At 70.8% G+C, this 23,555-nt stretch carries 22 protein-coding genes; 7 read left to right on the plus strand and 15 right to left on the minus strand.

What is annotated here, in order from left to right; genetic code table 11:
* Nucleotides 1-127 precede the first annotated feature (127 nt).
* The 12 genes from HKK74_RS19775 to uvrC form a co-directional block, all read right to left on the minus strand.
* Complete coding sequence (locus tag HKK74_RS19775) at nt 128-748, minus strand: class I SAM-dependent methyltransferase (protein ID WP_187244725.1); 621 nt, start codon at nt 746-748, stop codon at nt 128-130.
* 174 nt (nt 749-922) lie between these two features.
* On the minus strand, nt 923-1,297 hold the full coding sequence (locus HKK74_RS19780; RefSeq protein ID WP_187244726.1) for an RNA polymerase-binding protein RbpA: 375 nt from the start codon (nt 1,295-1,297) through the stop codon (nt 923-925).
* An 82-nt stretch (nt 1,298-1,379) separates the two neighbouring features.
* Nucleotides 1,380-1,607, minus strand: coding sequence for a preprotein translocase subunit SecG (gene secG / locus HKK74_RS19785; protein ID WP_222722481.1), 228 nt, complete (start codon nt 1,605-1,607; stop codon nt 1,380-1,382).
* A gap of 151 nt (nt 1,608-1,758) precedes the next feature.
* The gene (tpiA, locus tag HKK74_RS19790; protein WP_187244728.1) at nt 1,759-2,577 is read right to left on the minus strand and encodes a triose-phosphate isomerase; all 819 of its coding nucleotides are present in this window, start codon (nt 2,575-2,577) and stop codon (nt 1,759-1,761) included.
* Nucleotides 2,578-2,579: 2 nt separating this feature from the next.
* Entirely contained in the window at nt 2,580-3,767 is a 1,188-nt protein-coding gene (locus HKK74_RS19795; RefSeq protein ID WP_187244729.1) for a phosphoglycerate kinase, read from the minus strand.
* Nucleotides 3,768-3,847: 80 nt separating this feature from the next.
* Nucleotides 3,848-4,852 (minus strand): type I glyceraldehyde-3-phosphate dehydrogenase, encoded by a 1,005-nt coding sequence (gap, locus tag HKK74_RS19800; RefSeq protein WP_187244730.1) that lies wholly within the window; start codon nt 4,850-4,852, stop codon nt 3,848-3,850.
* Between the two features lie 310 nt (nt 4,853-5,162).
* The gene (locus HKK74_RS19805; protein WP_187244731.1) at nt 5,163-6,983 is read right to left on the minus strand and encodes an asparagine synthase-related protein; all 1,821 of its coding nucleotides are present in this window, start codon (nt 6,981-6,983) and stop codon (nt 5,163-5,165) included.
* A 239-nt stretch (nt 6,984-7,222) separates the two neighbouring features.
* Nucleotides 7,223-7,534 (minus strand): hypothetical protein, encoded by a 312-nt coding sequence (locus HKK74_RS19810; protein ID WP_187244732.1) that lies wholly within the window; start codon nt 7,532-7,534, stop codon nt 7,223-7,225.
* A 93-nt stretch (nt 7,535-7,627) separates the two neighbouring features.
* Entirely contained in the window at nt 7,628-8,608 is a 981-nt protein-coding gene (gene whiA / locus HKK74_RS19815) for a DNA-binding protein WhiA (protein WP_187244733.1), read from the minus strand.
* Nucleotides 8,609-8,641: 33 nt separating this feature from the next.
* A complete protein-coding gene (locus HKK74_RS19820) occupies nt 8,642-9,694 on the minus strand; it encodes a gluconeogenesis factor YvcK family protein (protein ID WP_187244807.1) in 1,053 nt (350 codons plus the stop codon).
* Nucleotides 9,695-9,707: 13 nt separating this feature from the next.
* Nucleotides 9,708-10,586 carry an RNase adapter RapZ gene (gene rapZ / locus HKK74_RS19825; RefSeq protein WP_187244734.1) on the minus strand — a complete coding sequence of 293 codons (879 nt, stop codon included), beginning with the start codon at nt 10,584-10,586 and terminating at the stop codon, nt 9,708-9,710.
* Nucleotides 10,583-12,658: an excinuclease ABC subunit UvrC gene (uvrC, locus tag HKK74_RS19830; RefSeq protein WP_187244735.1), complete on the minus strand. Its 2,076-nt coding sequence runs from the start codon at nt 12,656-12,658 to the stop codon at nt 10,583-10,585. The genes rapZ and uvrC overlap by 4 nt, the downstream gene beginning before the upstream one ends.
* Nucleotides 12,659-12,820: 162 nt before the next feature.
* Between uvrC and HKK74_RS19835 the strand changes: the two genes are divergently transcribed.
* A complete protein-coding gene (locus HKK74_RS19835; protein WP_187244736.1) occupies nt 12,821-13,864 on the plus strand; it encodes a mechanosensitive ion channel family protein in 1,044 nt (347 codons plus the stop codon).
* Nucleotides 13,865-13,967: 103 nt separating this feature from the next.
* Here the strand turns inward: HKK74_RS19835 and HKK74_RS19840 are convergent, their stop codons facing one another.
* On the minus strand, nt 13,968-14,507 hold the full coding sequence (locus HKK74_RS19840; RefSeq protein ID WP_222722482.1) for a Rieske (2Fe-2S) protein: 540 nt from the start codon (nt 14,505-14,507) through the stop codon (nt 13,968-13,970).
* 293 nt (nt 14,508-14,800) lie between these two features.
* Nucleotides 14,801-17,641: an excinuclease ABC subunit UvrA gene (gene uvrA / locus HKK74_RS19845; protein ID WP_187244737.1), complete on the minus strand. Its 2,841-nt coding sequence runs from the start codon at nt 17,639-17,641 to the stop codon at nt 14,801-14,803.
* A 258-nt stretch (nt 17,642-17,899) separates the two neighbouring features.
* Between uvrA and HKK74_RS19850 the strand changes: the two genes are divergently transcribed.
* From HKK74_RS19850 to HKK74_RS19860, 3 genes are all read left to right on the plus strand, one after another.
* A complete protein-coding gene (locus HKK74_RS19850) occupies nt 17,900-18,037 on the plus strand; it encodes a hypothetical protein (RefSeq protein ID WP_187244738.1) in 138 nt (45 codons plus the stop codon).
* A complete protein-coding gene (locus HKK74_RS19855) occupies nt 18,034-18,699 on the plus strand; it encodes an MBL fold metallo-hydrolase (RefSeq protein WP_187244739.1) in 666 nt (221 codons plus the stop codon). Before HKK74_RS19850 ends, HKK74_RS19855 begins: the two co-directional genes overlap by 4 nt.
* Before the next feature lie 404 nt (nt 18,700-19,103).
* Complete coding sequence (locus HKK74_RS19860; RefSeq protein WP_187244740.1) at nt 19,104-19,793, plus strand: slipin family protein; 690 nt, start codon at nt 19,104-19,106, stop codon at nt 19,791-19,793.
* A gap of 32 nt (nt 19,794-19,825) precedes the next feature.
* On the opposite strand, the gene HKK74_RS19865 is transcribed toward HKK74_RS19860, so the two are convergent.
* Nucleotides 19,826-20,707, minus strand: a complete 882-nt coding sequence (locus HKK74_RS19865; protein ID WP_187244741.1) for a UbiA family prenyltransferase — start codon at nt 20,705-20,707, stop codon at nt 19,826-19,828.
* Between the two features lie 156 nt (nt 20,708-20,863).
* On the opposite strand from HKK74_RS19865, the gene HKK74_RS19870 reads away from it, so the two are divergent.
* From HKK74_RS19870 to HKK74_RS19880, 3 genes are read left to right on the plus strand one after another with little or no spacing between them, the layout of a single operon-like run.
* Nucleotides 20,864-21,946, plus strand: a complete 1,083-nt coding sequence (locus tag HKK74_RS19870; protein ID WP_187244742.1) for a type III polyketide synthase — start codon at nt 20,864-20,866, stop codon at nt 21,944-21,946.
* A gap of 7 nt (nt 21,947-21,953) precedes the next feature.
* Nucleotides 21,954-22,532 carry an isoprenylcysteine carboxyl methyltransferase family protein gene (locus tag HKK74_RS19875; RefSeq protein ID WP_187244743.1) on the plus strand — a complete coding sequence of 193 codons (579 nt, stop codon included), beginning with the start codon at nt 21,954-21,956 and terminating at the stop codon, nt 22,530-22,532.
* Complete coding sequence (locus HKK74_RS19880; RefSeq protein ID WP_187244744.1) at nt 22,529-23,542, plus strand: NAD(P)/FAD-dependent oxidoreductase; 1,014 nt, start codon at nt 22,529-22,531, stop codon at nt 23,540-23,542. Before HKK74_RS19875 ends, HKK74_RS19880 begins: the two co-directional genes overlap by 4 nt.
* Nucleotides 23,543-23,555: the final 13 nt, after the last annotated feature.

The raw sequence follows: 23,555 nt of genomic DNA on the forward strand, positions 1-23,555 counted from the left end.
CCGGCTCGCCAGGCGGTCTCTCGGCGCGCGGCCAGGCCGTCGAGCACTCCTACGGGACCGTCGTCGTGATGTTCGTCGAACGGCCGGACACCGTCAACGCGGCACTGCGAGCGCTGTGGGCCCGGCATCAGACGCGGGCTGCGCCGATGATGCGCGGCGAGACCACCGACAGCCGCGCGGACGGCGGAAAGATGAAGCCGCGGCAGTAGACGATGTGGAAGCCCGCGTCCTTGATCGCGGTGTAGGTGTCACGGTTCGGGCGGCAACCACCCATGATCCGCGGCCACACCGCGTCCATCGCGTCCTGGTACGCGGCGAAGGCGGAGGCACGGCTGCGCACGTGCTCGTAGAAGCGGAGTTCTCCCCCGGGCCGGAGCACCCTGCGGAACTCGGCGAGCGCCGCCGCCTGATCCGGCACCGAGCAGAGCAGACCCGACAGCGCGACCGCGTCGACCGAGGCGTCGTCGGCCGGGATCCGTTCGGCCGTGCCGTCGACGACCCGTACCGTCACGGGCGCCGCCGCGGCCGCCTCGCCGGCCCGCTCGCGCAGATAGACCTCGGGCTCGACGGCCAGCAGCTCGGCCACGGTGTCCGGGTAGTGCGGGAAGTTCAGGCCGGTGCCCGGCCCGACCTCCACCACCCGCCCGGACAACCCGGCCAGCATCTCCCGGCGCAGGTCGGCGTTGCCGCGTTGCTCGTTGCGAGCCCCGCAGCGGGTGAGCAGCCGGGCGAAGAAGGGATTGCGCATCTGAGCATGCTGCCCTAACGGAAAGCGACTGTCAGCGATTGGCCTGAGAAGGCGCCCAGGTCATCGCGCACCGGCCCGGCCGGGAGATCAGGAGACCCGGAGATGCGGAAAACCGGGAAATGCAGAACGGCCCGACCTTCCCTAGCGGGTGATCGGGCCGTACGGGAGGAGGCGTCAGCCCTTGGCCGCGGCCTCCATCGCGGCGCGCACCGCCGCACGCTTGCGGCGGAGCTTCGCGAGGGCCTCTTCGAGGATGGCCTCGCCGTCGGCGTCACTGCGCCGCTCCTTCACATAGGCGAGGTGCGTCTTGTAGGGCTCGGTCTTCGGCGGCGCGGGAGGGTTGTGCGGATCCTTCCCGGCCGGGAAGCCGCAGCGAGGGCAGTCCCACTGGTCCGGAACCGCAACATCATTGGCGAAACTGGGGCGGGTCTCGTGCCGGTTGGCACAGTAGAACGAGATCCACACCCGGGGAGCAGACTCCCCGCGCTCGGCTTCTCCCATCGGGCCGGCGCCGACACGGCTGCCCCGAATGGCGTTGCCACTACCCACGGACTACTCCTTGTTCTGCCGTGACCACCAGACCCCGGTGGCACGGCGCTCACATGACTCGGACCCGGCTCAGGAACGCGGCTCAGGAACCCTGGGACTTCAGTAGCAGCCCCAGAGCCACGATCGCGGCGAACCAGATCACACCAGTGCCGATCGTCAGCCGGTCGAGGTTGCGCTCGACGACGGACGAGCCGCCCAGCGATGAGGTGACGCCGCCACCGAACAGGTCGGACAGGCCTCCGCCCTTGCCCTTGTGGAGCAGGACGAGCAGCACCATCAGCAGACTCGTGACGATGAGCACGATGGACATTGCGATGATCACAGTTGTTCAGCGCCTTCTCTGGGCCACCCCGCCTACGCGGAGAGCGTTCTCGACTTTGGACGGCGGCCGGGTCGAGCGGTTTTACCCGTCCGCTATGAGGGTACGTCGTTCGGTCATTTCATTCAGCAGAACCCGCATCTCAGACCAGCAGGCCACGATACCTGCAGATCTTCACGAACTCAGCCGGGTCGAGGCTCGCGCCACCGACCAGAGCGCCATCGACGTCCGGCTGGACCATGATGCCGGCGACATTGTCGCTCTTGACCGACCCTCCGTACAGGATACGTACCTGATCGGCCAGATCGCCGTCATATAGCTCGGCGAGCCGGGTTCGGACCGCCGCGCACACCTCCTGGGCGTCCTGCGGGGTCGCCACCTCGCCCGTGCCGATGGCCCAGACCGGCTCATAGGCGATCACGATGCGGCGTGCCTGGTCGGCCGGGATCTTGTTCAGCCCGCCTTCGACCTGGGCGAGGGTGTGGGCGACGTGCTCGCCCGCCTTGCGCACCTCGAGACCTTCGCCGACGCACATGATCGGCACGAGGTCGTGCTTGAACGCCGCCTTCACCTTGGCGTTCACCAGCGCGTCGTCCTCGTGGTGGTACTGCCGGCGCTCGGAGTGCCCCGCCAGCGTGTACGAACAGCCCAGCTTGGCCAGCATCAGCGCCGAGATCTCGCCGGTGTAGGCGCCCTTCTCGTGCGCCGACACGTCCTGCGCGCCGTACCGGATCTGGAGCCGGTCGGCGTCGACCAGCGTCTGGACGCTGCGGATCGCGGTGAAAGGAGGCAGGACGCAGGCCTCCACCGCCTCGTAGTCGGCCTCCTTGAGGGCGAACGCCATCTTCTGCACGATGCCGATCGCCTCGAGGTGCGTGGTGTTCATCTTCCAGTTGCCGGCCATGAGCGGCTTGCGCCCCGTGGTCCCGGGCACGGCGCCCTTCGGCGTGGCCTTGGCCATGGTCAGTCCTCCAGAACCGAGAGACCGGGCAGCGTCTTGCCCTCGAGGTACTCGAGGCTCGCTCCGCCGCCGGTCGAGATGTGCGAGAAACCGTCCTCGGGCAGGCCGAGCGACCGCACCGCCGCGGCGGAATCGCCACCGCCCACGACAGTGAAGGCGTCCGAGGCGATGAGCGCCTCCGCGACGGCCCGGGTACCGCCCGCAAAGGCCTCGAACTCGAACACGCCCATCGGGCCGTTCCAGAACACGGTCGCCGCGTCGGCGAGCCGGCCGGCGAACAGCTCCCGGCTGCGCGGCCCGATGTCGAGCCCCTCGCGGTCGGCCGGGATCGCGGTCGCGTCGACGACGTCGTACGAGGCGTCGGGCGCGAAGCCGGTGGCCGCGAGCACATCGACCGGCAGCACGAGCTCGACGCCCCGCCGGTCGGCGTCCTCGATGAATCCGCGCACCTGGTCGAGTTGGTCCTCCTGCAGAAGCGACCTGCCGACCTCGTGCCCCTGGGCCTTGAGGAACGTGTAGGCCATGCCACCGCCGACGATCAGCCGGTCGACCTTGGTGAGCAGGCTGGCGATCACGCCGAGCTTATCGGAGACCTTCGCCCCGCCGAGCACCACGACGTAGGGCCTGGCCGGGTCGCCGGTGAGCCTGCGGAGCACCTCGACCTCGGCGACGACCAGACCGCCGGCCGCGTGCGGCAGACGCTGCGGAACGTCGTAGACGCTGGCGTGCTTGCGGTGGACCGCCCCGAAGCCGTCGCCGACGTAGAGCTCGGCGAGCCCCGCCAGCCGCTCGGCGAAGGCGCCGCGCTCGTCGTCGTCCTTGCTGGTCTCACCCGGCTCGAATCGCAGGTTCTCGAGCAGCGCCACTTCACCGTCGGCGAGGGACTTCGCGATCTCGGCCGCCGATTCGCCCACGACGTCGGCCGCGAACCGCACGTCGGCGCCCAGCAGCTCACCGAGGCGGTCGGCCACGGGCCGCAGCGACAGCTCCGGCCTGACCTCTCCCTTGGGCCGGCCGAGGTGCGCGCACACGATCACGCGTGCGCCGCGGCCGGCGAGCTCTTGGATGGTAGGCACGCTGGCCCGGATCCGGCCGTCATCTGTGATCTTCCCGCCGTCCAGCGGGACGTTCAGGTCCGGCCGGACCAGAACCCGCCTGCCCCGCACGTCGAGGTCGTTGATCGTCCGCATCGGACTCCTTCCAACCGTGAACCGCCGCGATCGCGCGTTCGCCCGGGGCGAGCGCGGATCGCGGCGGTGAGGGACGGTGACTAGATGCCGGAACCGACGAGCTTGACGAGGTCGACGAGGCGGTTTGAGTAGCCCCACTCGTTGTCGTACCAGCCGACGACCTTCGCCTGGTTGCCGATGACCTTGGTGAGCCCGGCGTCGAAGATGCAGGACGCCGGGTCGGTGACGATGTCGGCCGACACGATCGGGTCCTCGGTGTAGGTCAGGATCCCCTTGAGGGGGCCGTCGGCGGCCGCCTTGATCGCCGCGTTGACCTCTTCGGCGGTGGTCTCGCGGCCGAGCGTGGCGGTGAGGTCGGTGGCCGAGCCGGTCGGCACCGGGACCCGCAGCGCGTAGCCGTCGAGCTTGCCCTTGAGCTCGGGCAGCACCAGTCCGATCGCCTTGGCGGCGCCGGTCGAGGTCGGGACGATGTTCAGCGCGGCGGCGCGGGCCCGGCGCAGGTCCTTGTGCGGGGCGTCCTGCAGGTTCTGGTCCTGGGTGTACGCGTGGATCGTGGTCATCAGACCGCGCTCGATGCCGAACGTGTCATGTAGGACCTTGGCCATCGGTCCGAGGCAGTTGGTCGTGCAGGACGCGTTCGAGATGATCGTGTGCGCCGCCGCGTCGTACTGGTCGTCGTTGACGCCCATGACGATGGTGACGTCCTCGTTCTTGGCCGGCGCCGAGATGATGACCTTCTTGGCGCCGTTCTCCGCGTGCACCTTGGCCTTCTCGGCGTCGGTGAAGAACCCGGTGGACTCGATCACGATGTCGACGCCCAGCTCGCCCCACTTGAGGTTGGCGGGGTCGCGCTCGGCGAACGCCTTGATCGTCTTGTCGCCCACGACGATCTCGTTGTCGGTCGCCTTCACGTCCTGGCCGAGGCGGCCGAGAATGCTGTCGTACTTCAGCAGGTGGGCGAGGGTCGCGTTGTCCGTCAGGTCGTTGACAGCGACGACCTCGACGTCGGCACCGCTCGCCTGCAGGGCGCGGAAGAAGTTTCGGCCGATCCGGCCGAAACCGTTGATGCCTACCCGGATGGTCACGGAACTGCTCTCCTCGTACGTCGTATCGCCCGGTTTCTGCCCGGGCCGCCGGCAACGTGACACCAGGGGTGCCCCATCGAGACCCTATCGGACCACCGAAGCCGTCCCGCTGGCGGGTGAGGGCACGGTGCGTCCGAGCTGGAAGAACCGGGACGGAACCCCTGGAAAGGCCCGCCGCCCTCCCCGGAGCCTCACCCGATCATCACCGGGCGGCGGACCACGGGACAGTCTATTGGTCTAGACCAGGTTGGTCTAGACCAATGGACCGGGCGAAGGTGGGGAGCCCGCGCGGCCCGGTGGGTGCGTCGCGCTACCGGGGGATCGGGATCGACACTCTGGGAAGGTCGGGAGCGGGCTCCCGCCAGATGTTCGACAGCAGGACGCTGAGGGTGAGCAGGTGCCAGCTCTGGCTGGCCTTCTTCGGCGGTATCTGATCGAGAAGAGGCTCGATCTTCTTGCGGTCGGCGATGTCCCAGAGCTCGGCCGGCGAGCTCAGGATCTGCTCCCGCATGACCGTCGCGAGCTCGGGGCCGTACTTCCGGCGCCAGTTGAAACCCGACGTCCCCCCGGCCGGCAGCATCGGCGCTCTCCCTTCCCACTCCCGCCGCTTCCAAGGCAGCCGCGGGCGGGAGCGGTCAAAGCGCCACCGTTTGCCGTCGAAGGGAATGTGACCGAGCTGCGGAGCCAGCCGCTCCAGCAGGAGGTAGACCGGTTCCTCGCTGTAGCGCCATTCCGCCGGGAGCGCGAGGGCCTCCCGTACCACCCTCGCGTCGAGGAAGGGGTGGTAATAACACCAGTTCATCAAGGTGGCCGTGTGCGATCCGGCCAGCCAGCGGCCGGTCCGGTAGAACATGTGGAGTTTGTCGAGCACGTCGATGCCGTCGGCGCGAGCTCGTTCACGCCAGTGGTCGAGCCGCACCTCGGCTCGGGCGTTGGCCTCGGGGGTGAGCAACTGGTGCTGCGCCGCGAAGATGACCTTCAGCCGCCGGTCCACGCCGTCCGGCGTGATGTCGTCCTGATCGGTGAGGAACCCGCCGCGCAGCCGCTCCCCTCCGGATCCCGACGAGCGGGGCTGCGCGTCAAAGCTCCTCCAGCCGTTGACCCGCTCGTAGGCGGAGTTCATGCCCTCGCACATGCGCACGATGTCGTGGGCCCGCAGCACCGGGTGCCGCACCTCGACGGTGTCGTCATCGCGCCGCTCGGTGAAATCGCACATCCACTCGGCCCCGAGGGCGTCCGCCACTCGTTTGGACAGCACGACGTCGGGGTGGTCGGCGAAGCCGTGCGTGGCGCCCACGAAGGGGATGTCCTGGGCGGAGAGCGCTGCGGCGATCAGCCTGCTGTCGCGCCCGCCGGACAGCGCGAGCTGCACCGGCCGGTCGTGCTGCCGGAACGGGACGCAGGCCGCGAGCAGAGCCTCGGCCAGCGGCTCGATGCGGGCGCGGGCCTCCGATCGGCTCCGCGGCACCGGCCCCTGCTCGGGCAGTTCCCGCTCGACGACCTTCAGGGCCGTCCCATGGCGGGCTATGAGCGTCCCCGAGTTCGGCAGCGCGGAGACACCCTGGAAGGGCGTCTCTTCCGAGGCGAAGAAGCCGTGCCGCACCATGGTGTGCAGGCCCAGCACGTCATAGGCCGGCCCGGGACGGGACAGGCCCGTCTCAGCGGCGCGCGCGGCCAGGTGGACCAGGATGGCGCGACTGCCGGCGAACCGGACGCCGCCGGCCTCCGCGTAGTAGATCGGGCACGCCCGGCTGATCGAGGTGGCCGCCTCGAAGCCGCCGGCGTCGGCTCGGAAGAGGGAGAACACGCCACCCAGGGTGTCGGCGGCGGCACCGAGGTCATCGGCCCCGACGAGCAGGTCCTCGTCCGGCTTGCGGTCACCGAGGTAGCCGCAGTAACCGAGCACCCGGTCCGCTCCGCCGGTCAACTGCTCCGGCAGACCGGCGTCCTCGGGCTCGTTCGACCAGGAGAGCACCACCACCCCATCGCCCGGGGCACGCCACTCGGCGGTGCGCCAGCGGTCGACCGGCACCGGAACCGCCTCACCGATCGCCCGCCGGGCGGCTTCGAGAACGTGGTGCCGGATGGGAACGCCCGCTTCGCGGGCGGCGAGCGCGAGGTAAGTGCGCACAGCTCTCCTCCGTCGAATTGTCTTTGGCCAAAAGACACCCGGGAGGTACGGAGGGTTGACTCGATTGCGGCGACGTTCATCTGACGTTCATAAAAAACCGCCCATATGCGGTGAACCTCTGCCGTTCGCATTCGCCTCTGACCCGTGACCGAAGCCATGGACATTGATTCGACGCGAGTGCCCAGGGCCGTTTCGACCAGGCCTACAGATAGAGGCCTACAGAAAACAACCGGGAATCGTCAGGACGGGGCGGGGACGGTGACCTCCGGCAGGTCCGGCACCGGTTCCCGCCAGGCGCCGGACAGTAGGACGCTGAGCGTGTAGACGTTCCAACTCTGGCTGGGGCGCTTGGGCGGCACTTCGGCGAGGTGGGCCTTGACCTGGGTCTCGTCGACGATGTCGAACAGCTCGCGCGGCGCGCTCAGGACCTGGTCCCGGAAGATCTCGGCCATGCCCTCGCCGAAGGACCGCCGCCAGTTGAAGCCGCCGGCCACGGTGACGGCCGGCGTGGCACGGCGCCGCCAGCCCGGCCGCTCCCGGAGGCTGAACACAGCCGGCCGATCATCCGGGCCGTCGCACGGCCGCGGCATGACCGTCACGTCGCCCCCGCAACGGCGGGGCGACGCGACGGTCTCCACCCGTGGCTAGGGCGAGAGCATGTCCGCCGTCAGGTTCGCCTCGGTACCCGGCAAGCCCTGGTCCCCCGCCCGCTTGTCGGCCAGCGCCAGCAGCCGGCGGATGCGCCCCGCGATCGCGTCCTTGGTGAGCGGCGGGTCGGCCAGTTGGCCGAGCTCCTCGAGGGACGCCTGCTTGTGCTCCAGCCTCAGCCGGCCGGCCGCCACGAGATGCTCGGGCGCCTCGCCCTCCAGGATCTCGAGTGCGCGGGCCACCCGGGCTCCGGCCGCCACCGCCGCCCGTGCGGACCTGCGCAGGTTGGCGTCATCGAAGTTCGCGAGGCGGTTGGCGGTGGCCCGGACCTCGCGCCGCATCCGCCGCTCTTCCCAGGCCAGCACGGAGTCGTGGGCGCCGAGCCGGGTGAGCAATGCCGAGATCGCGTCACCGTCGCGCACCACGACCCGGTCGACGCCGCGGACCTCCCGCGCCTTCGCGTGGATCTTGAGCCGCCGGGCGGCGCCGACCAGCGCGAGCGCCGCCTCCTGACCGGGACAGGTCACCTCCATCGACATCGACCGCCCCGGCTCGGTGAGCGAGCCGTGCGCGAGGAACGCTCCGCGCCACGCGGACTCGGCGTCACAGGCGCCTCCCGCGACCACGTGCCGCGGCAGCCCCCGCACCGGGCGCCCGTGATTGTCGATCAGCCCCGTCTGCCGGGCCAGCGACTCGCCGTCCCGGAACACCCGCACCACGTACCTGTTGCCCTTGCGCAGACCGCTCGCCGCGAGCACGACCACGTCCGAAGTGTGCCCGAACACCTCGGAGAGGTCCTTGCGCAGACGCCGTGCGGCGGATCCGGTGTCGAGCTCGGCTTCGATCACGATGCGCCCGCTGACCAGGTGCAGCCCCCCGGCGAATCGCAGCAGCGTCGACACCTCGGCCTTGCGACAGCACGGCTTCATGATGGACAGCCTGCTCAGCTCGTCCTTCACCACGCCGGTCATCGCCATAGATGTAACCCCTCCCCCATAGTGAATCACCCGCTACAGGCAGTCTCGACCATCCCATCTCGCCCGTTCGTCAGTCCCGAAGATCTGTACGAAGGCATGGGCGAGCCTGGCCGGATCGTGCCTGGGCGAGCCATCGTCCGCAGCGACGTCGGCGAGCACGAGAGTCCCGCCGAGCGCCTGTACGGCTTTGTCCAGCGCCTCTGGATCATCGACGACGGCGCGGTCGGCGAGGACCACGTCGACGCGGAGATCGGGCGCATGTGCCTGCAGCACCTCCAGATGGGTGTGCGGTGAGAAACCATCGGTCTCCCCCGGCTGTGGCATCAGATTGAGCGCGACGATCCGCCGCGCCCGGGTGGTCGTCAACGCTCGCGCCAGCTCGGGCACCTGGAGGTGCGGGAGCACGCTCGTGAACCACGACCCGGGCCCGAACACGACCCAGTCGGCGTTCTCGATGGCGGCGAGCGCCTCGGCGCAGGCCGGCGGATCCGGCGGGACCAGCGAGACGCTGCGCACCTTACCCGGGGTCCGCGCGCAGGCCACCTGGCCGCGCACGCGGGTGACGTCGTGCGGCCGGGCCGGATCGGCCCCCTGGACCTCGGCGACGATGTCGAGCGGCGTCACCGTCATCGGCAGCACCCGGCCCTGGGCGCCGAGCAGCCGGCCGACCCACTCCAGCGCCGCGACCGGGTCGTCGAGCAGTTCCCACAGCGCGACGATCAGCAGGTTGCCGACGGCGTGCCCGTGCAGGTGCCCCTCGGAGCGGAACCGGTGCTGGACCACCCGGCTCCAGGTCTGCCCCCAGTCGTCGTCACCGCACAGGGCGGCGAGGGCCATGCGCAGATCGCCGGGCGGCAGCACCCCCAGCTCCTCGCGGAGCCGCCCGCTGGAGCCGCCGTCGTCAGCCACCGTGACCACGGCGGTGAGCCGTTCGGTGACCCGGCGGAGCGCCGACAGCGACGCGTAGAGGCCGTGACCGCCGCCGAGCGCGACGACCCTGGGCCCCGCGTCCGGAGTCGCACGCCCCGTCGTGGCCGGGCCGGTGTCGTAAGCGGCGTCCCGCGCGGCCGGGGGCTCGCCGCCCATGTCGTGCCCAGACCTACTCACGGCCGAGGTCACGGTGGGAGACCTGGACTTCGAGGTTCTCGTCGCGGAGCCTCGCGGCGAGCTGCTCGGCCATGGCCACGCTGCGATGCTTGCCGCCCGTGCAGCCGACGGCCAGTGTCACGTAGTGCTTGCCCTCGCGCTCGTAGCCCTCGGTGAGCAGCCGCAGGACCTCGGTGTAGGCGTCGAGGAACTCCTTGGCCCCACGCTGGCCGAGCACGTAGTCGCGCACGGCGTGGTCGAGACCGGTCCTCGGCCGCAGATCCGGCACCCAGTGCGGGTTCGGCAGGAACCGGCAGTCGACGACGAGGTCGGCGTCGACCGGCAGGCCGTACTTGTAGCCGAACGACACGACCGTGGCCCGCAGGCTCGACTCGCCGGTGTCGTCACCAAAGAAGCCGACGATCTTGGCGCGCAGCTCGTGCACGTTCAGGCGCGAGGTGTCGAGCACCAGATCGGCCTCACCGCGGACCTCGCGCAGCACCTCGCGCTCGCGCGCGATGCCGTCGACCAGCCGACCGTCCCCCTGCAGCGGATGCGGGCGGCGCACGCTCTCGAACCGCCGGACCAGCTCGTCGTCACCGGCCTCCAGGAACACGACGCGCGGCCGCACGCCGCGCGCCTCGAGCTCCTCGATCGAGGAGCGCAGATCGGTCGTGAAGGCACGGCTGCGCACGTCGACCACCACCGCGATGCGCGGCACGGCCCCCTGCAGCCGGCCGCCGAGATCGGCCATGGTCGCCAGCAGCCCGGGCGGCAGGTTGTCGACCACGAACCAGTCGAGGTCCTCCAGCGACTTCGCGGCCGTGCTGCGGCCGGCTCCGGACATCCCCGTGATGATGACGATGTCCGGTAGTTGCGCGTTGCCCGTCACCTCGGCCTCCCTCCATCTCCACGCTGCCCGTGCAGCGCCGCCGCGATCGTCTCGGCCGTCCGGCGCCCGATGCCCGGAACCTCCGCGATCTGGTCCGGCGTCGCCTGCTTAAGACGCTGCACGGAGCCGAAATGTTTCAGCAGCGTCGTACGGCGTGTCGGCCCCAGACCCGGAACGTTATCGAGTTCGCTCGCCGTCATGGCCTTGGAGCGGCTGGCGCGATGGAAAGTGATCGCAAACCGATGGGCTTCATCGCGCATCCGCTGCAGCAGATAAAGACCTTCGCTACCCCGTGGAAGGATCACCGGATCGTCCTCGCCGGGCAGCCAGACCTCCTCCAGCCGCTTGGCCAGCCCGCAGACGGCGATGTCGTCGACACCGAGCTCGTCCAGCGCCCGCTGGGCCGCCGCGACCTGCGGAGCGCCGCCGTCGACGACCACGAGGTTGGGCGGATAGGCGAACTTACGCGGCCTGCCGGTCTCGGGGTCGATGGGCTGGTACGCGCCCTGGCCCTCCTCGCCGCCATCGGCGGAGTCAAGGCCGCCGGCCGAACCGGTGCCGCCCACCGGACCGGTGCCGCCGGCAAGGCCGGTCCCGTCAGCGGGGCCGGCGGGCTCGTCGCCGGCGAATCCGTACGAAGCGAGGACGCCGTCGGCGGAGTCGGCGGGCGGCGCCTGCTCGCGCTCGGCGAGGTAGCGCTTGAACCGCCGGGTGATGACCTCGTGGATCGAGCGGACGTCGTCCTGGCCCTCGACCGCCCGGACCTTGAACCGGCGGTACTCGCTCTTTCGCTCCATGCCGTCCTCGAAGACCACCATGGACGCGACGATGTTGGTGCTCTGCAGGTTGGAGACGTCGTAGCACTCCATCCGCAGGGGCGCCTGGTCGAGGTCGAGCGCCTCCTGGATCTCCTGGAGCGCCTTGCTGCGCGTGGTCAGGTCGCTCGCCCTGCGGGTCTTGTGCTGCTTCAGCGCCTCGTGCGCGTTGCGGGCGACGGTCTCCATGAGCGCCTTCTTGTCGCCGCGCTGCGGCACCCGCAGCCGTACCGGACCGCCCCGCTGCTCGCCGAGCAGCTCGGTCATCGCCTCGGCGTCGGGTGGATCGGCGGGCACCAGGACCTCGCGCGGCACCGCATCGCTCTCGCTGTAGACCTGGATCAGGAAGTGCTCGACGAGGTCGCCCGTGCCGACCTGCTCGACCTTGTCGACCACCCAGCCGCGCTGCCCGCGGATCCGGCCACCGCGCACGTAGAAGACCTGGACCGCGGCCTCGAGCTGGTCTTCGGCCAGGGCGATGACGTCGCAGTCGGTGTTGTCGCCGAGCACGACCGCCTGCTTCTCCAGCGCCCGCGCGAGCGCCTGGATGTCGTCGCGCAGCCGCGCGGCGCGCTCGTACTCCTCAACGGCCGCGGCCTCGCGCATCTCGCGTTCGAGCCGCTTGATGAAGTGGGAGCTGTTGCCCGCCATGAAGTCGCAGAACTCCTCGGCGATCAGCCGGTGCTCGGCCGGTGAGACCCGGCCGACGCAGGGCGCCGAGCACTTGTCGATATAGCCGAGCAGGCAGGGCCGCGCGGTCTGCTGGGCCCGCTTGAGCACACCCGGCTTGCAGGTACGCAGCGGGAACACCCGGAGCAGCAGATCGACCGTCTCCCTGATCGCCCAGGCGTGGGAGTAGGGCCCGAAGTAACGGACCCCCTTGCGCTTGGCCCCCCGCATCACCATGACCCGCGGGAACTCCTCGTCGAGCGTGACGGCGAGGTAGGGGTAGGACTTGTCATCGCGGTAGCGGACGTTGAACCGGGGATCGAACTCCTTGATCCAGGAGTATTCGAGCTGAAGCGCCTCGACCTCGGTGCCGACCATGGTCCACGTCACGTTCGCAGCCGTCTGCAACATCGTCTGCGTGCGCGGATGCAACCCGGCGAAGTCGGCGAAGTACGAATTGAGCCGTGAGCGCAGGTTCTTGGCCTTGCCCACATAGATGACGCGACCTTGTTCGTCGCGGAATCGATAGACCCCCGGCGATTCGGGAATGGAGCCGGGGGACGGCCGGTAGGTCGCCGGATCTGCCATCATTCCAGCCTAGTGGGATCCACCGACGGTTCCACCGCGCCGGAGCCCGGGCCCGCCGGTCGGTCGGCTGTAACCCGGATCTCGTTCCGACTCCGCTGGAACGGACATGGATCCCTGACATAGATCATCTGACCGAGCCGTCTCGCGGGAGGGTCGCGTTCCTTGTCCCCGTTCCACCAATGGGCCGTTCTGGCCGCAACAGTCACCGCCGCGGTGGTCGCGGTCGAGGTGGTGCGCCGCCTGCTCGCGGGACCGCTCTCCCGCCGTCGTCCGGGGATGCGCGCCGCGGCGCGGCGCTGCGCCTACCCGGGCTTCGCCACGGCCGTCGTGGTGAGCGTCCACGCCGCACTCCCGACCAGCTCGCTCGGCGTGGACACGGAGCGGATCGCGCGGCACGCGCTGTGGATCGGAGTCATCGGCACGACCACCTGGCTGGTCCTGCGGATCGCCTACGCCCTGACCGACCCCGCCCTGACCCGGCTCGGCCGGGTCGAGGGCGAGCGGAACCGGCGGGCCAGGCGGGCCCAGACGCAGATGCTCCTCCTGCGGCGCATCGCGTCGGCCATCGTGGTGGTGCTCGCCGTGGGCACCGCGCTCTTCACGTTCCCGGCCGTACGGGCCCTGGGCGCCGGAGTGCTCGCCTCCGCGGGGGTGGCGGGGCTGGTCGTGGGAATCGCCGCCCGCCCAATGCTCGGCAACCTCTTCGCCGGGATCCAGCTCGCCTTCAGCGACGCGCTGCGGCTGGACGACGTCGTCGTGGTCGAGGGCGAGTGGGGCCGGATAGAGGAGCTCACCCTGTCGAACGTCGTGGTCCGGACCTGGGACGAGCGGCGCTTGATCCTGCCGGTGTCGTACTTCGCCGAGAACCCGTTCGAGAACTGGACTCGGCACGAGAGCCGGGTCATCGGCTCGGTACTGATCCACGTCGACTGGGCGGTACCGGTCGACGACCTGCGCAAGAAGTTGCACGAGTTCCTCTCCGACCACCCGCTCTGGGATCGGCGGGAGTGGGTGCTCCAGGTCACCGAGGTCCTGCCCAACGGGCTCATCCAGTTGCGCGCGCTCATGAGCGCAGCCGACTCGGCGAGCGCGTGGGACCTGCGCTGTGACGTCCGAGAGCGGCTGGTCTCCTACATCCGGGACGAGCACCCGGACGCGCTCCCGCGGTTCCGCGCCGACATGCCCGAGCCCGACCCGACGCCGTAACGCCCCGAACGGCTGCGGCATCACGATCATCACCATGATCTCGCGGCGTGATCTCGTAGCCGTTCGCGCGGAAGGCGGGAAGCTCGCCCAGGGGGTGTGTCGGTCAGGCGAGCTTGATCTCGCCGCTCTCGACGGTGATCTGCTTGGCCTCGAGCGGCTCGGACGCCGGCCCCGCGGCGACGGAGGCATCATCGATCTTGAACTTGCTGCCGTGGCACGCGCAGTTGATCGTTCCGCCCGACACGGACCCGACGGGGCAGCCCCGGTGCGTGCAGGTCGTGCTGAACGCCTTGATGGTGCCCTGCTGCGGCTGGGTCACCACGACCTTCTGATCGGGGAAGATCTTGCCCCCGCCCACCGGGATGTCGCTCACCTTGGCGAGCGCGGCACCGCCGCCTCCGGAGCCGCCGCCGCCTCCGGAGCCGCCGTCGCCCCCGGAACCGCCGGAGCCGCCGGAACCGCCGGAACCGCCGCCGTCATCCGAGCTGCCACATGCCGCGACGACGCCGGCGACCCCGACGATCCCAACGCCCATCAGCAGTCCGCGTCTGGTGTTCCCCGCCGGCTCGCCGGGTGGTGGCGTGACAGGGGGGACGGAGCTCTGCACGTCGTTCTCCACGTCCGCTGTGGACTTGCGCTGCATAGGTGATCCTCCGTGAATGCCTCATCGCGGTTCGTCGATGACACCCCTCAACACGAGAGAACCGTGCGAGCGGTTCAATCGCCGTCCGAAGTCGCCGGCGGGTGGGCGCGGGCGACGTCGCCCGCACGGTGATTCCGCTGATCAGGGTCGTGATCAGGGGTCGCGGTGACCGGGCGGAGCGGCCGGCCCAGCCTAGCCGACGCGGCCGGCCAGCCACCGCGGTCCGGGCAACCCGGCTCCTCCGGTGGCCCCGGAGTTCCACGATCGCCGGGCCCCCGTCGCCGAACCCGCGGTCAACCGTCGAGCATCTTGGCGAGGAACTGCCCCGTGTAACTCTCCTGCACCTCGGCGACGTCCTCGGGGGTGCCCGCGGTGACGAGCGTGCCGCCCCGCGAGCCGCCCTCCGGGCCCATGTCGATGACCCAGTCGGCGGTCTTGATCACGTCGAGGTTGTGCTCGATGACGATCACTGTGTTGCCGCCGTCGACGAGCCGGCCGAGCACGCCGAGCAGCTTGCGGATGTCCTCGAAGTGCAGGCCCGTCGTGGGCTCGTCGAGCACGTACGCGGTGCGGCCGGTGGAGCGGCGCTGCAGTTCGGAGGCCAGCTTGACCCGCTGTGCCTCGCCCCCGGACAGCGTCGGAGCGGGCTGCCCGAGCCGCACGTAGCCGAGCCCGACGTCCTGCAGGGTGCGCAGATGGCGGTGGATCGCCGGGATCGACTCGAAGAAACCGGTCGCCTCCTCGATCGGCATGTCGAGGACCTCGGAGATCGTCTTGCCCTTGTAGTGCACCTCGAGCGTCTCGCGGTTGTAGCGGGCGCCGTGGCACACCTCGCACGGCACGTAGACGTCCGGCAGGAAGTTCATCTCGATCTTGATGGTGCCGTCACCGGAGCAGTTCTCGCACCGGCCGCCCTTGACGTTGAAGGAGAACCGGCCCGGCTGGTAGCCCCGCACCTTCGCCTCGGTGGTCTGGGCGAACAACTTACGCACGTGATCGAACACGCCGGTGTAGGTCGCCGGGTTGGAGCGCGGCGTGCGCCCGATCGGCGACTGGTCGACATGGACCACTTTGTCGAGGTGCTCGACACCGGTGATCCGGCGGTGCTTGCCGGGGACGGTGCGGGCGCCGTGCAGTTGCTTGGCGAGTGAGTTGTAGAGGATGTCGTTGACCAGCGTGGACTTGCCGGACCCCGACACCCCCGTCACCGCTGTGAACACCCCCAGCGGGAACGCGACGTCGACGCCCCGCAGGTTGTGCTCGCGGGCGCCCTTCACCACCAGCTCGCGGCCCTTCTCGGGCCTGCGGCGGAGCTCGGGGACGGCGATCTGCCGGCGCCCCGAAAGGTAGGCCCCGGTCATCGAGTCCGCCGACTCGAGCAGGTCGGTGACCGTGCCGGAGACGACGATCTCGCCGCCGTGCTCGCCGGCACCCGGGCCGATGTCGACGACCCAGTCGGCGGCGTGGATGGTGTCCTCGTCGTGCTCGACGACGATCAGGGTGTTGCCGATGTCGCGCAGCCGTACCAGGGTCTCGAGCAGGCGGTGGTTGTCGCGCTGGTGCAGCCCGATGGAGGGCTCGTCGAGGACGTAGAGCACACCCACGAGTCCCGAGCCGATCTGGGTGGCCAGCCGGATCCGCTGCGCCTCGCCGCCCGCCAGGGTGGCCGACGCCCGGTCGAGGGTCAGGTAGTCCAGACCCACGTCCAGCAGGAACCCGAGGCGCGCGTTGACCTCCTTGAGGACCCGCTCGGCGATGTGCCGCTCCCGATCGTTCAGCTCCAGGGCGAGCAGGAACTTGGCGCACTCGCCGATCGGCATGGCCGCGACGTCGGCGATCGACCGGTCGCCGACCGTCACCGCGAGCACCACGGGCTTGAGCCGGGCGCCCTCGCAGGTCGGGCAGGGGATCTCCCGCATGTAGCCCTCGAAGCGCTCCCGCGTGGTGTCGCTCTCGGACTCGGCGTGCCGTCGCTGCACCCAGGGGATGACGCCCTCGTAGCTGGTGTAGTAGGAGCGCCTGCGGCCGTAGCGGTTGCTGTAGCTGATGTGCACCTGGGTGTCGTAGCCGTTCAGCACGGCCTTGCGGACCTTGGCCGGCAGCCGCTCCCAGGGCGTGTCGAGGTCGAAGCCGAGCGCGTCGGCGAGACCGCCGATCAGCCGCAGGAAGTAGTCGCTGACATGGCCGTTGGACCACGGCTGGATGGCGCCCTCGTTGAGGGTCTTCTCCGGGTCGGGAACGACGAGGTCGGGATCGACCTCCATGCGGGTGCCGAGCCCGGTGCAGTCGGGGCAGGCGCCGTACGGCGAGTTGAACGAGAACGACCGCGGCTCGAGCTCGTCGAAGGACAGGTCGTCATAGGGGCAGTAGAGATGCTCGGAGAACATCCGCTCGCGGCCCTCGTCGGTCTCGGGCAGGTCGACGAAGTCGAGCACGATGGTGCCGCCGGCCAGGCCGAGCGCGGTCTCGACCGAGTCGGCGAGCCGCCGCCGCGCCGAGGCTTTGACGGCGAGCCGGTCGACGACCACGGCGATGTCGTGCTTCTCGTACTTCTTCAGCTTGGGCGGCTCGTCGAGCCGGATGATCACGCCGTCGACGCGGGCGCGGGAGAAGCCCTTGGACTGCAGCTCCCGGAAGAGCTCGGCGTACTCGCCCTTGCGCCCGCGCACCACCGGCGCGAGCACCTGAAAGCGGGTGCCCTCGGCGAACTCGAGCATCCTGTCGACGATCTGCTGCGGGGTCTGCCTGCTGATCGTGCGGCCGCACTCGGGGCAGTGCGGGTGGCCGATCCGGGCGTAGAGCAGCCGCAGGTAGTCGTAGACCTCGGTGATCGTGCCGACCGTGGAGCGCGGGTTCTTGCTCGTCGACTTCTGGTCGATCGAGACCGCCGGCGACAGGCCCTCGATGAAGTCGACGTCGGGCTTGTCCATCTGGCCGAGGAACTGGCGGGCGTAGGCCGAGAGCGACTCGACGTAGCGCCGCTGCCCCTCGGCGAAGATCGTGTCGAAGGCGAGGCTCGACTTCCCGGACCCGGACAGGCCGGTGAAAACGATCAACGCGTCCCTCGGCAGGTCGAGGGAGACGTCTTTCAGATTGTGCTCGCGAGCGCCACGAACGATCAAACGGTCATGCACGATGCGTACCGGTTTCCCCTAGGCCCTGGTGACAGACGGGTCACTCCCAGGCTAGCGAGGGGGTAGGACAGGATTGTCCCGAACGAAGCCTCCCCCGCTCGCCACACTCCCGAGACCGTACACGTGTTCGAAGTATGGCCGCGACCGGAACCACCGGAGTGGTTCGGTCCTCGCCGCGGGGAGCCCGTACGGCCCGGCACGCGATCTCACCGGCGGCATGAGGGAAGATGAGAGGGCCGTCGACGAGAGGATCACCGCATGGACGACCGGCGGACGGCATTCGCCGAGCTCGAGACGGCGAACCGGTCGAACCGGCGGCGGCGACCTCGTCACGCCCCGCTGCCCGAGCCGCCCACCTGGCCGCAGGCGTTCGTCAACGACTGGAGGAGCACATGACCTACACCGGAGATGTCCAGGTCGGCGGCGCGCCCGACGTCCGCGAACTGCCGGGCCTCACCGTGACCAAGGTCGCCGTCGGACCGTACGACAACAACGCTTACATCCTGCGCTGCGCCGCCACGGGCGAGCAGTTGCTCATCGACGCCGCCAACGAGGGCACCCGGCTGCTCGAACTGATCGGCGACGGCCCGCTCGGCCGGATCGTCACCACCCACCGGCACCAGGACCACTGGCAGGCGCTCGGCCAGGTCGCCGAGGCGACGCACGCCCCCCTCGTCGCGCACCCGCACGACGCGGAGGTGTTCCCGATACCGGTCGGCGAGTACGTGGAGAACGGCGACACCGTACGTGTGGGCCGGTCCAGCCTGGAGGTCATCCATCTGCGCGGCCACACGCCGGGATCCATCGCGCTGCTGTACGACGCCGGCGGCGAGCTGACCGAATCCCCGCACCTGTTCACCGGCGACAGCCTGTTCCCCGGCGGCGTCGGCAACACGTGGGGAGACCGTTCGCTGTTCAACCAGCTGCTCACCGACGTGACCGAGCGGGTCTTCGACCGGTTGCCGGACACGACCTGGGTCTATCCCGGTCACGGCAAGGACACCACGCTGGGGAAGGAACGGCCCGCCATCCCCGAGTGGCGCAACCGCGGCTGGTAGAGCGAATTCCCCGTCTTTGCCCGGGCCCGGGGCCCGGACGGCCCGGACAGTCCGCGACCACCTGGGGCCAGCTGGGACTATCTGGATCAATCGCGCGGAAAACCACTCGCGCTCGCGGTCGTCCGGTCCTACCTTGATCTTCGGATGCTGTTCTGAGCAGCGCCCCGGCATCGCCGGTCGGCGTTCTGCGCATCGTGGCGTCCCAACCGTGGCCGGGTTCCGACCCTGAGGTTCGACTCCTCACGCGGGCGGCGCTCTTCGCCTCGCCACCTCGGTGGCATCGGGTCGCACGGCTCTGCGGGCTCCCGGCTTCGCCGGGGACGCCCCCGCCCTGCCCCCGCGGGCGAGGGGTGCCGCCCGTCCCGGATCAGATCCGGTCACCCGAGTCATCACGGAGGTGGGCCATGGCACATGTGACGGTGATGGAGTGGCAGCGGGTCCTGCTGTTCGTCGACGGCCGCCTGGATCGGGTGCTGGAGCCCGGGCGGCACCGCTACCGGGCGAAGCGCTCGGAACTCGTGACCGTGGAGATGCGGCCGCGCCTGCTCAACGTCAACGGCCAGGAGGTCATCACCCAGGACGGCATCACGGTCCGGGTCAGCGTGGTCGTGAGCTGGGTGGTCGCCGACCCGGTGGTCTTCACGACGGGCGCCGAGTCCACGCAGCTCGTTCTGTACGCCGCCGTCCAGGAGGCGATGCGGGACTCGGTGTCCACCGCGACGCTGGAGGACCTGCTCACCGAGCGCGTCCGGCTGTCCTCGGGGCTCGTCGAGGTCCTGGCCGAGCGCGCGGCCCCTCTCGGCATCTCCGTGACGGAGGCTCGCGCACGCGATCTGATGCTGCCGGGCGAGCTGCGCCGCGCCGCGCAGGAGACCCTGCTCGCCCGCGAGCACGGACGTGCGGAACTGGAGCGGGCACGCGGTGAGGCGGCGGCTCTGCGATCGCTGGCCAACACCGCCCGGTTGCTCGAGGAGCACCCGGCGCTGCTGCACCTGCGCACCCTCCAGGTCGCCGGCGGACCGGGCACCCGCGTCGTCCTGGACTCCCGTTCCCTCTCCACGCCGGACCGGCCCACCCGGCCGGACACGGAATAGGTTCACGTCCGCGACCCTTCGTCCATGAAGGGTCAGCGGGCCGTGATCTCGGTTCCGCGGGCGAGCAGGAGTACGACGTCGACCGCGGCGACGGCGATCGTCGCCGCGAAGGGCAATCGCGGAGAGCGGCCGCCCAGCGCGAGCCCGGCGGCGGTGAGCGCGCCCGCCACCGCCAGCGCGACCCAGCTCGCGACGCCGGGAGATCCCGACGGGCCGAGGACGAGCAGCCCGGACGCTGCCAGCAGCGGCACGGGAACCAGCAGTCGCACTCCGGCCGCGCCGAGCCGCTGCGGCCAGCCGCGTACGCCGGTGGCCAGGTCGGCGGGGATGTCCGGCAGCACGTTGGCCAGATGCGCCCCGCAGCCGAGGGACGCCGCCGCGAGGACGGCCCACCAGGCCGGCCACGGCCGTCCCGGCAGCCCGAGCGTCACGAACGGCGGCAGGATGCCGAACCCGATCGCGTACGGCAGCCATGACAGCACGGTGGCCTTCAGCCCGAGGTCATAGGCCCACGCCGCGGCGACGCCGGTCAGGTGCACCGCGCCCGCCAGGGGCCCGGAGGCCAGGGACAGCGGTACGCACAGCACGAGGGCGACGACGGCGGCGGTGCGCACCGTGCGCGCGCTCACCATCCCGCCGACGATGGGCTTGCCGGTCCGCCCGGCCCGCGTGTCCCGGTCCGCGTCCACCGCGTCGTTGCACCAGCCGATCGACAGCTGACCAGTGAGGATCGCCACCGCGACCAGCACGCATCCGCTCGCGCCGCGGCCGCTCGCCACGGCGAGGGCCGTGACGAGAACGGTCACCGCCACGGTCGGCTCGGGGTGGCAGGCGCGCAGCAGCCCGACGGCCGCCGCCGTACCCTGCCCGGCCCGCGAGCCGAGTTCCCGCCCAGGTGACCCGCCGACCGTCATGGCGTCGATCGTAGGCGCGAACGGCGATCGTAGGCGTGACCGGCGACCGTGGGCGTGACCGGCGACCGCGGTCCGCCCGCTCGACCGCGTGAGGCTTGCCGGTCCGCGAACGGGGGCAGTAAGGGGAGTGTCCGCTCCTGCGACCCCAGGGGACACATGAGCCGAATCGCCGCCGTCCACGGCGCCCTTCCCTCCCATCGCTACACCCAGGCCGAGATCACGGATGCCTTCGCACGCATCTGCCTGCCGGAAGGCGCCGACCGGCGGCTGCTCGACCGGCTGCACGCCGGAGCACGGGTCGGCCACCGCAACCTCGTCCTGCCGATCGACGAGTACGCGAAGCTCGACGGCTTCGGCGCGGCGAACGACATCTTCATCGAGGCCGCGGTCGAGCTGGGCGCCGAGGCGATAGGCGGCGCACTCGACGCGGCCGGCCTCGTACCGGCCGACGTCGACATGATCATGTGCACCTCGGTGACCGGCATCGCGGCGCCTTCGATCGACGCGAGGCTGGTCGGCCGGCTCGGCCTGCGCCGGGACATCAAGCGGGTCCCGGTGTTCGGCCTCGGCTGTGTCGCGGGCGCGGCCGGGATCGCCCGGCTGCACGACTACCTGCGCGGCCACCCCGGCGAGGTCGCCCTGCTGCTCTCGGTCGAGCTCTGCTCCCTCACCCTGCAGCCCGACGACGCCTCCATTCCCAACCTGGTCGCCGGCGCGCTCTTCGGCGACGGCGCGGCCGCCGTCGTGGCCTGCGGGCACGAGCGGCCGTCCAAGACAGCCGGCCCGTCCGCCGGCCCGTCCGCCGGCCCGTCCGTCATGGCGAGCCGCAGTCATCTCTATCCCGACTCCGAGCGGATCATGGGCTGGGACGTCGGTGACCGCGGCTTCCGGGTGGTGCTCGACGCGGGCGTTCCCGATGTCGTGCGCGCCCACCTGGCCGACGACGTGCACCGGTTCCTCGGCGACCACGGCCTCACCATCGACGACGTGACGGCCTGGGTCTGCCATCCCGGCGGCCCGAAGGTCCTGGAGGCCGTCGCCGAGAGCCTGCGGTTGCCCGCGGGCGCGCTCGACCTGACATGGAGCTCCCTGACCGAGACCGGCAACCTGTCCTCCTCGTCGGTGCTCCACGTCCTGCGGGACACTCTCACCATGCGTCCACCGCCCGCGGGCTCCTGGGGGCTGCTCCTCGCGATGGGCCCCGGATTCTGTTCCGAACTCGTCCTTCTGCGCTGGTAGGAGCCTGATGTCCTGGCAGCTTTCGTCGTGGTGTCTCCTGCTCGTGCTCCTCATCGGCGCCGAGCGTCTCGCCGAGCTGGTCGTCGCCCGCCGCAACGAGCGGTGGAGCCTGTCGCGCGGAGGGCTGGTGACCGGCCAGGGACACTATCCGTGGATGGTCGTCCTGCACAGCGGTCTGCTCCTGGGCTGCCTCCTCGAGGCCGGCCTGGCCGGGCGTACGTTCGCCCCGGCGCTCGGGTGGCCGATGCTCGTGCTCGTCGTCGCCGCGCAGGGGCTCCGCTGGTGGTGCATCGGTGCGCTCGGGCGGCGGTGGAACACCAAGGTCATCGTGGTGCCCGGCCTGCCGCCGGTGACGAGCGGGCCGTACCGGTTCCGGCGGCTGCGCCACCCCAACTACGTGGCGGTGGCCGTCGAGGGCGCGGCCCTGCCTCTGGTGTACGGAGGGTGGGTGACGGCCGCGGCGTTCACCGTGCTCAACGCCGTGTTGATGGTGGTGCGGATCCGCTGTGAGAACGCGGCCCTGTCCTCGCTGCCCCCGGCCGCCGATCCGGTACGGGCGCGGAGCGCGGGCCCGGCGCGGGCGTGATCGACGTCCTCGTCGCCGGCGGCGGGCCGGCCGGCCTGGGCACCGCGATCCACGCCGCGCTGGCCGGGATGGAGGCGGTCGTCGTCGAGCCGCGTGCCGTACCCATCGACAAGGCGTGCGGCGAGGGGCTGATGCCCAGCGGCGTAGCGGCTCTTCGATCGCTCGGCGTGGACGTCGGCGGGGCGCGGCTGCGCGGGATTCGCTATCTCGACGAACGCCGTCAGGTGGAGGCGACGTTCGGCGACGGCCACGGGCTCGGCGTGCGCCGCACCGACCTGCACGCCGCGCTGCACCGGCGGGCGGAGGACCTCGGGGTGAAAGTCCTGCCCGGTCACGTGGACGGTGTGCGGCAGAGTCGGGACGAGATCGAGGCCGCAGGACTGCGGGCCCGCTGGCTGGTCGCCGCGGACGGGCTGCACTCCCCGCTGCGCCGCCGGCTCGGGCTGGAGCTTCCCGACCGGCGGCCACGGCGGTACGGGCTCCGGAGGCACTACCGGATCGCACCCTGGACCGAGTTCGTGGAGGTCCACTGGGCTGCGGGGGGCGAGGCGTACGTGACTCCGGTGGGCGAGAACCTCGTGGGTGTCGCCGTGCTGAGCTCACGACGGCGCGGTTACGCGGAGCATCTCGCTGAGTTCCCCGCTCTCCTCGCGCGGCTGGACGGGCCGGGCGGGTCACGGACGCGCGGTGCCGGGCCCCTGCGCCAGCGGGTGCGCACGCGGGTGGCCGGACGCGTGCTGCTGGTCGGCGACGCCGCCGGTTACACGGACGCGCTCACCGGCGAGGGCGTGTCGCTGGCACTGCACTCGGCCGAGGCGCTGGTGCGCTGCCTTCGGGCGAACGCCCCGCAGGACTACGAGAACGCCTGGCGGCGCCTGTCCCGGCGGCACCGGCTGCTCACCGGCGCGCTGCTCGCGGCACGTCACCGTCCCGCGTCCGCGCGACTGATCGTGCCGGCTGCGCGACGCCTGCCCGTCGTGTTCACGGCGGCGGTCCGGGCGCTCGGCTGACGAGCCCGCCGAA

Source organism: Actinomadura alba (assembly GCF_014323705.1).
GTDB lineage: Bacteria > Actinomycetota > Actinomycetes > Streptosporangiales > Streptosporangiaceae > Actinomadura_C > Actinomadura_C alba.

Coding starts and splice junctions, on each gene's coding strand:
- HKK74_RS19775 (WP_187244725.1), bottom strand. CDS start 748: ATGCGCAATCCCTTCTTCGCCCGGCTGCTCACCCGCTGCGGGGCTCGC.
- secG (WP_222722481.1), bottom strand. CDS start 1,607: ATGTCCATCGTGCTCATCGTCACGAGTCTGCTGATGGTGCTGCTCGTC.
- tpiA (WP_187244728.1), bottom strand. CDS start 2,577: ATGGCCAAGGCCACGCCGAAGGGCGCCGTGCCCGGGACCACGGGGCGC.
- HKK74_RS19795 (WP_187244729.1), bottom strand. CDS start 3,767: ATGCGGACGATCAACGACCTCGACGTGCGGGGCAGGCGGGTTCTGGTC.
- whiA (WP_187244733.1), bottom strand. CDS start 8,608: ATGGCGATGACCGGCGTGGTGAAGGACGAGCTGAGCAGGCTGTCCATC.
- HKK74_RS19820 (WP_187244807.1), bottom strand. CDS start 9,694: ATGGGCGGCGAGCCCCCGGCCGCGCGGGACGCCGCTTACGACACCGGC.
- uvrC (WP_187244735.1), bottom strand. CDS start 12,658: ATGGCAGATCCGGCGACCTACCGGCCGTCCCCCGGCTCCATTCCCGAA.
- HKK74_RS19840 (WP_222722482.1), bottom strand. CDS start 14,507: ATGCAGCGCAAGTCCACAGCGGACGTGGAGAACGACGTGCAGAGCTCC.
- HKK74_RS19850 (WP_187244738.1), top strand. CDS start 17,900: ATGGACGACCGGCGGACGGCATTCGCCGAGCTCGAGACGGCGAACCGG.
- HKK74_RS19855 (WP_187244739.1), top strand. CDS start 18,034: ATGACCTACACCGGAGATGTCCAGGTCGGCGGCGCGCCCGACGTCCGC.
- HKK74_RS19860 (WP_187244740.1), top strand. CDS start 19,104: ATGGCACATGTGACGGTGATGGAGTGGCAGCGGGTCCTGCTGTTCGTC.
- HKK74_RS19865 (WP_187244741.1), bottom strand. CDS start 20,707: ATGACGGTCGGCGGGTCACCTGGGCGGGAACTCGGCTCGCGGGCCGGG.
- HKK74_RS19870 (WP_187244742.1), top strand. CDS start 20,864: ATGAGCCGAATCGCCGCCGTCCACGGCGCCCTTCCCTCCCATCGCTAC.
- HKK74_RS19875 (WP_187244743.1), top strand. CDS start 21,954: ATGTCCTGGCAGCTTTCGTCGTGGTGTCTCCTGCTCGTGCTCCTCATC.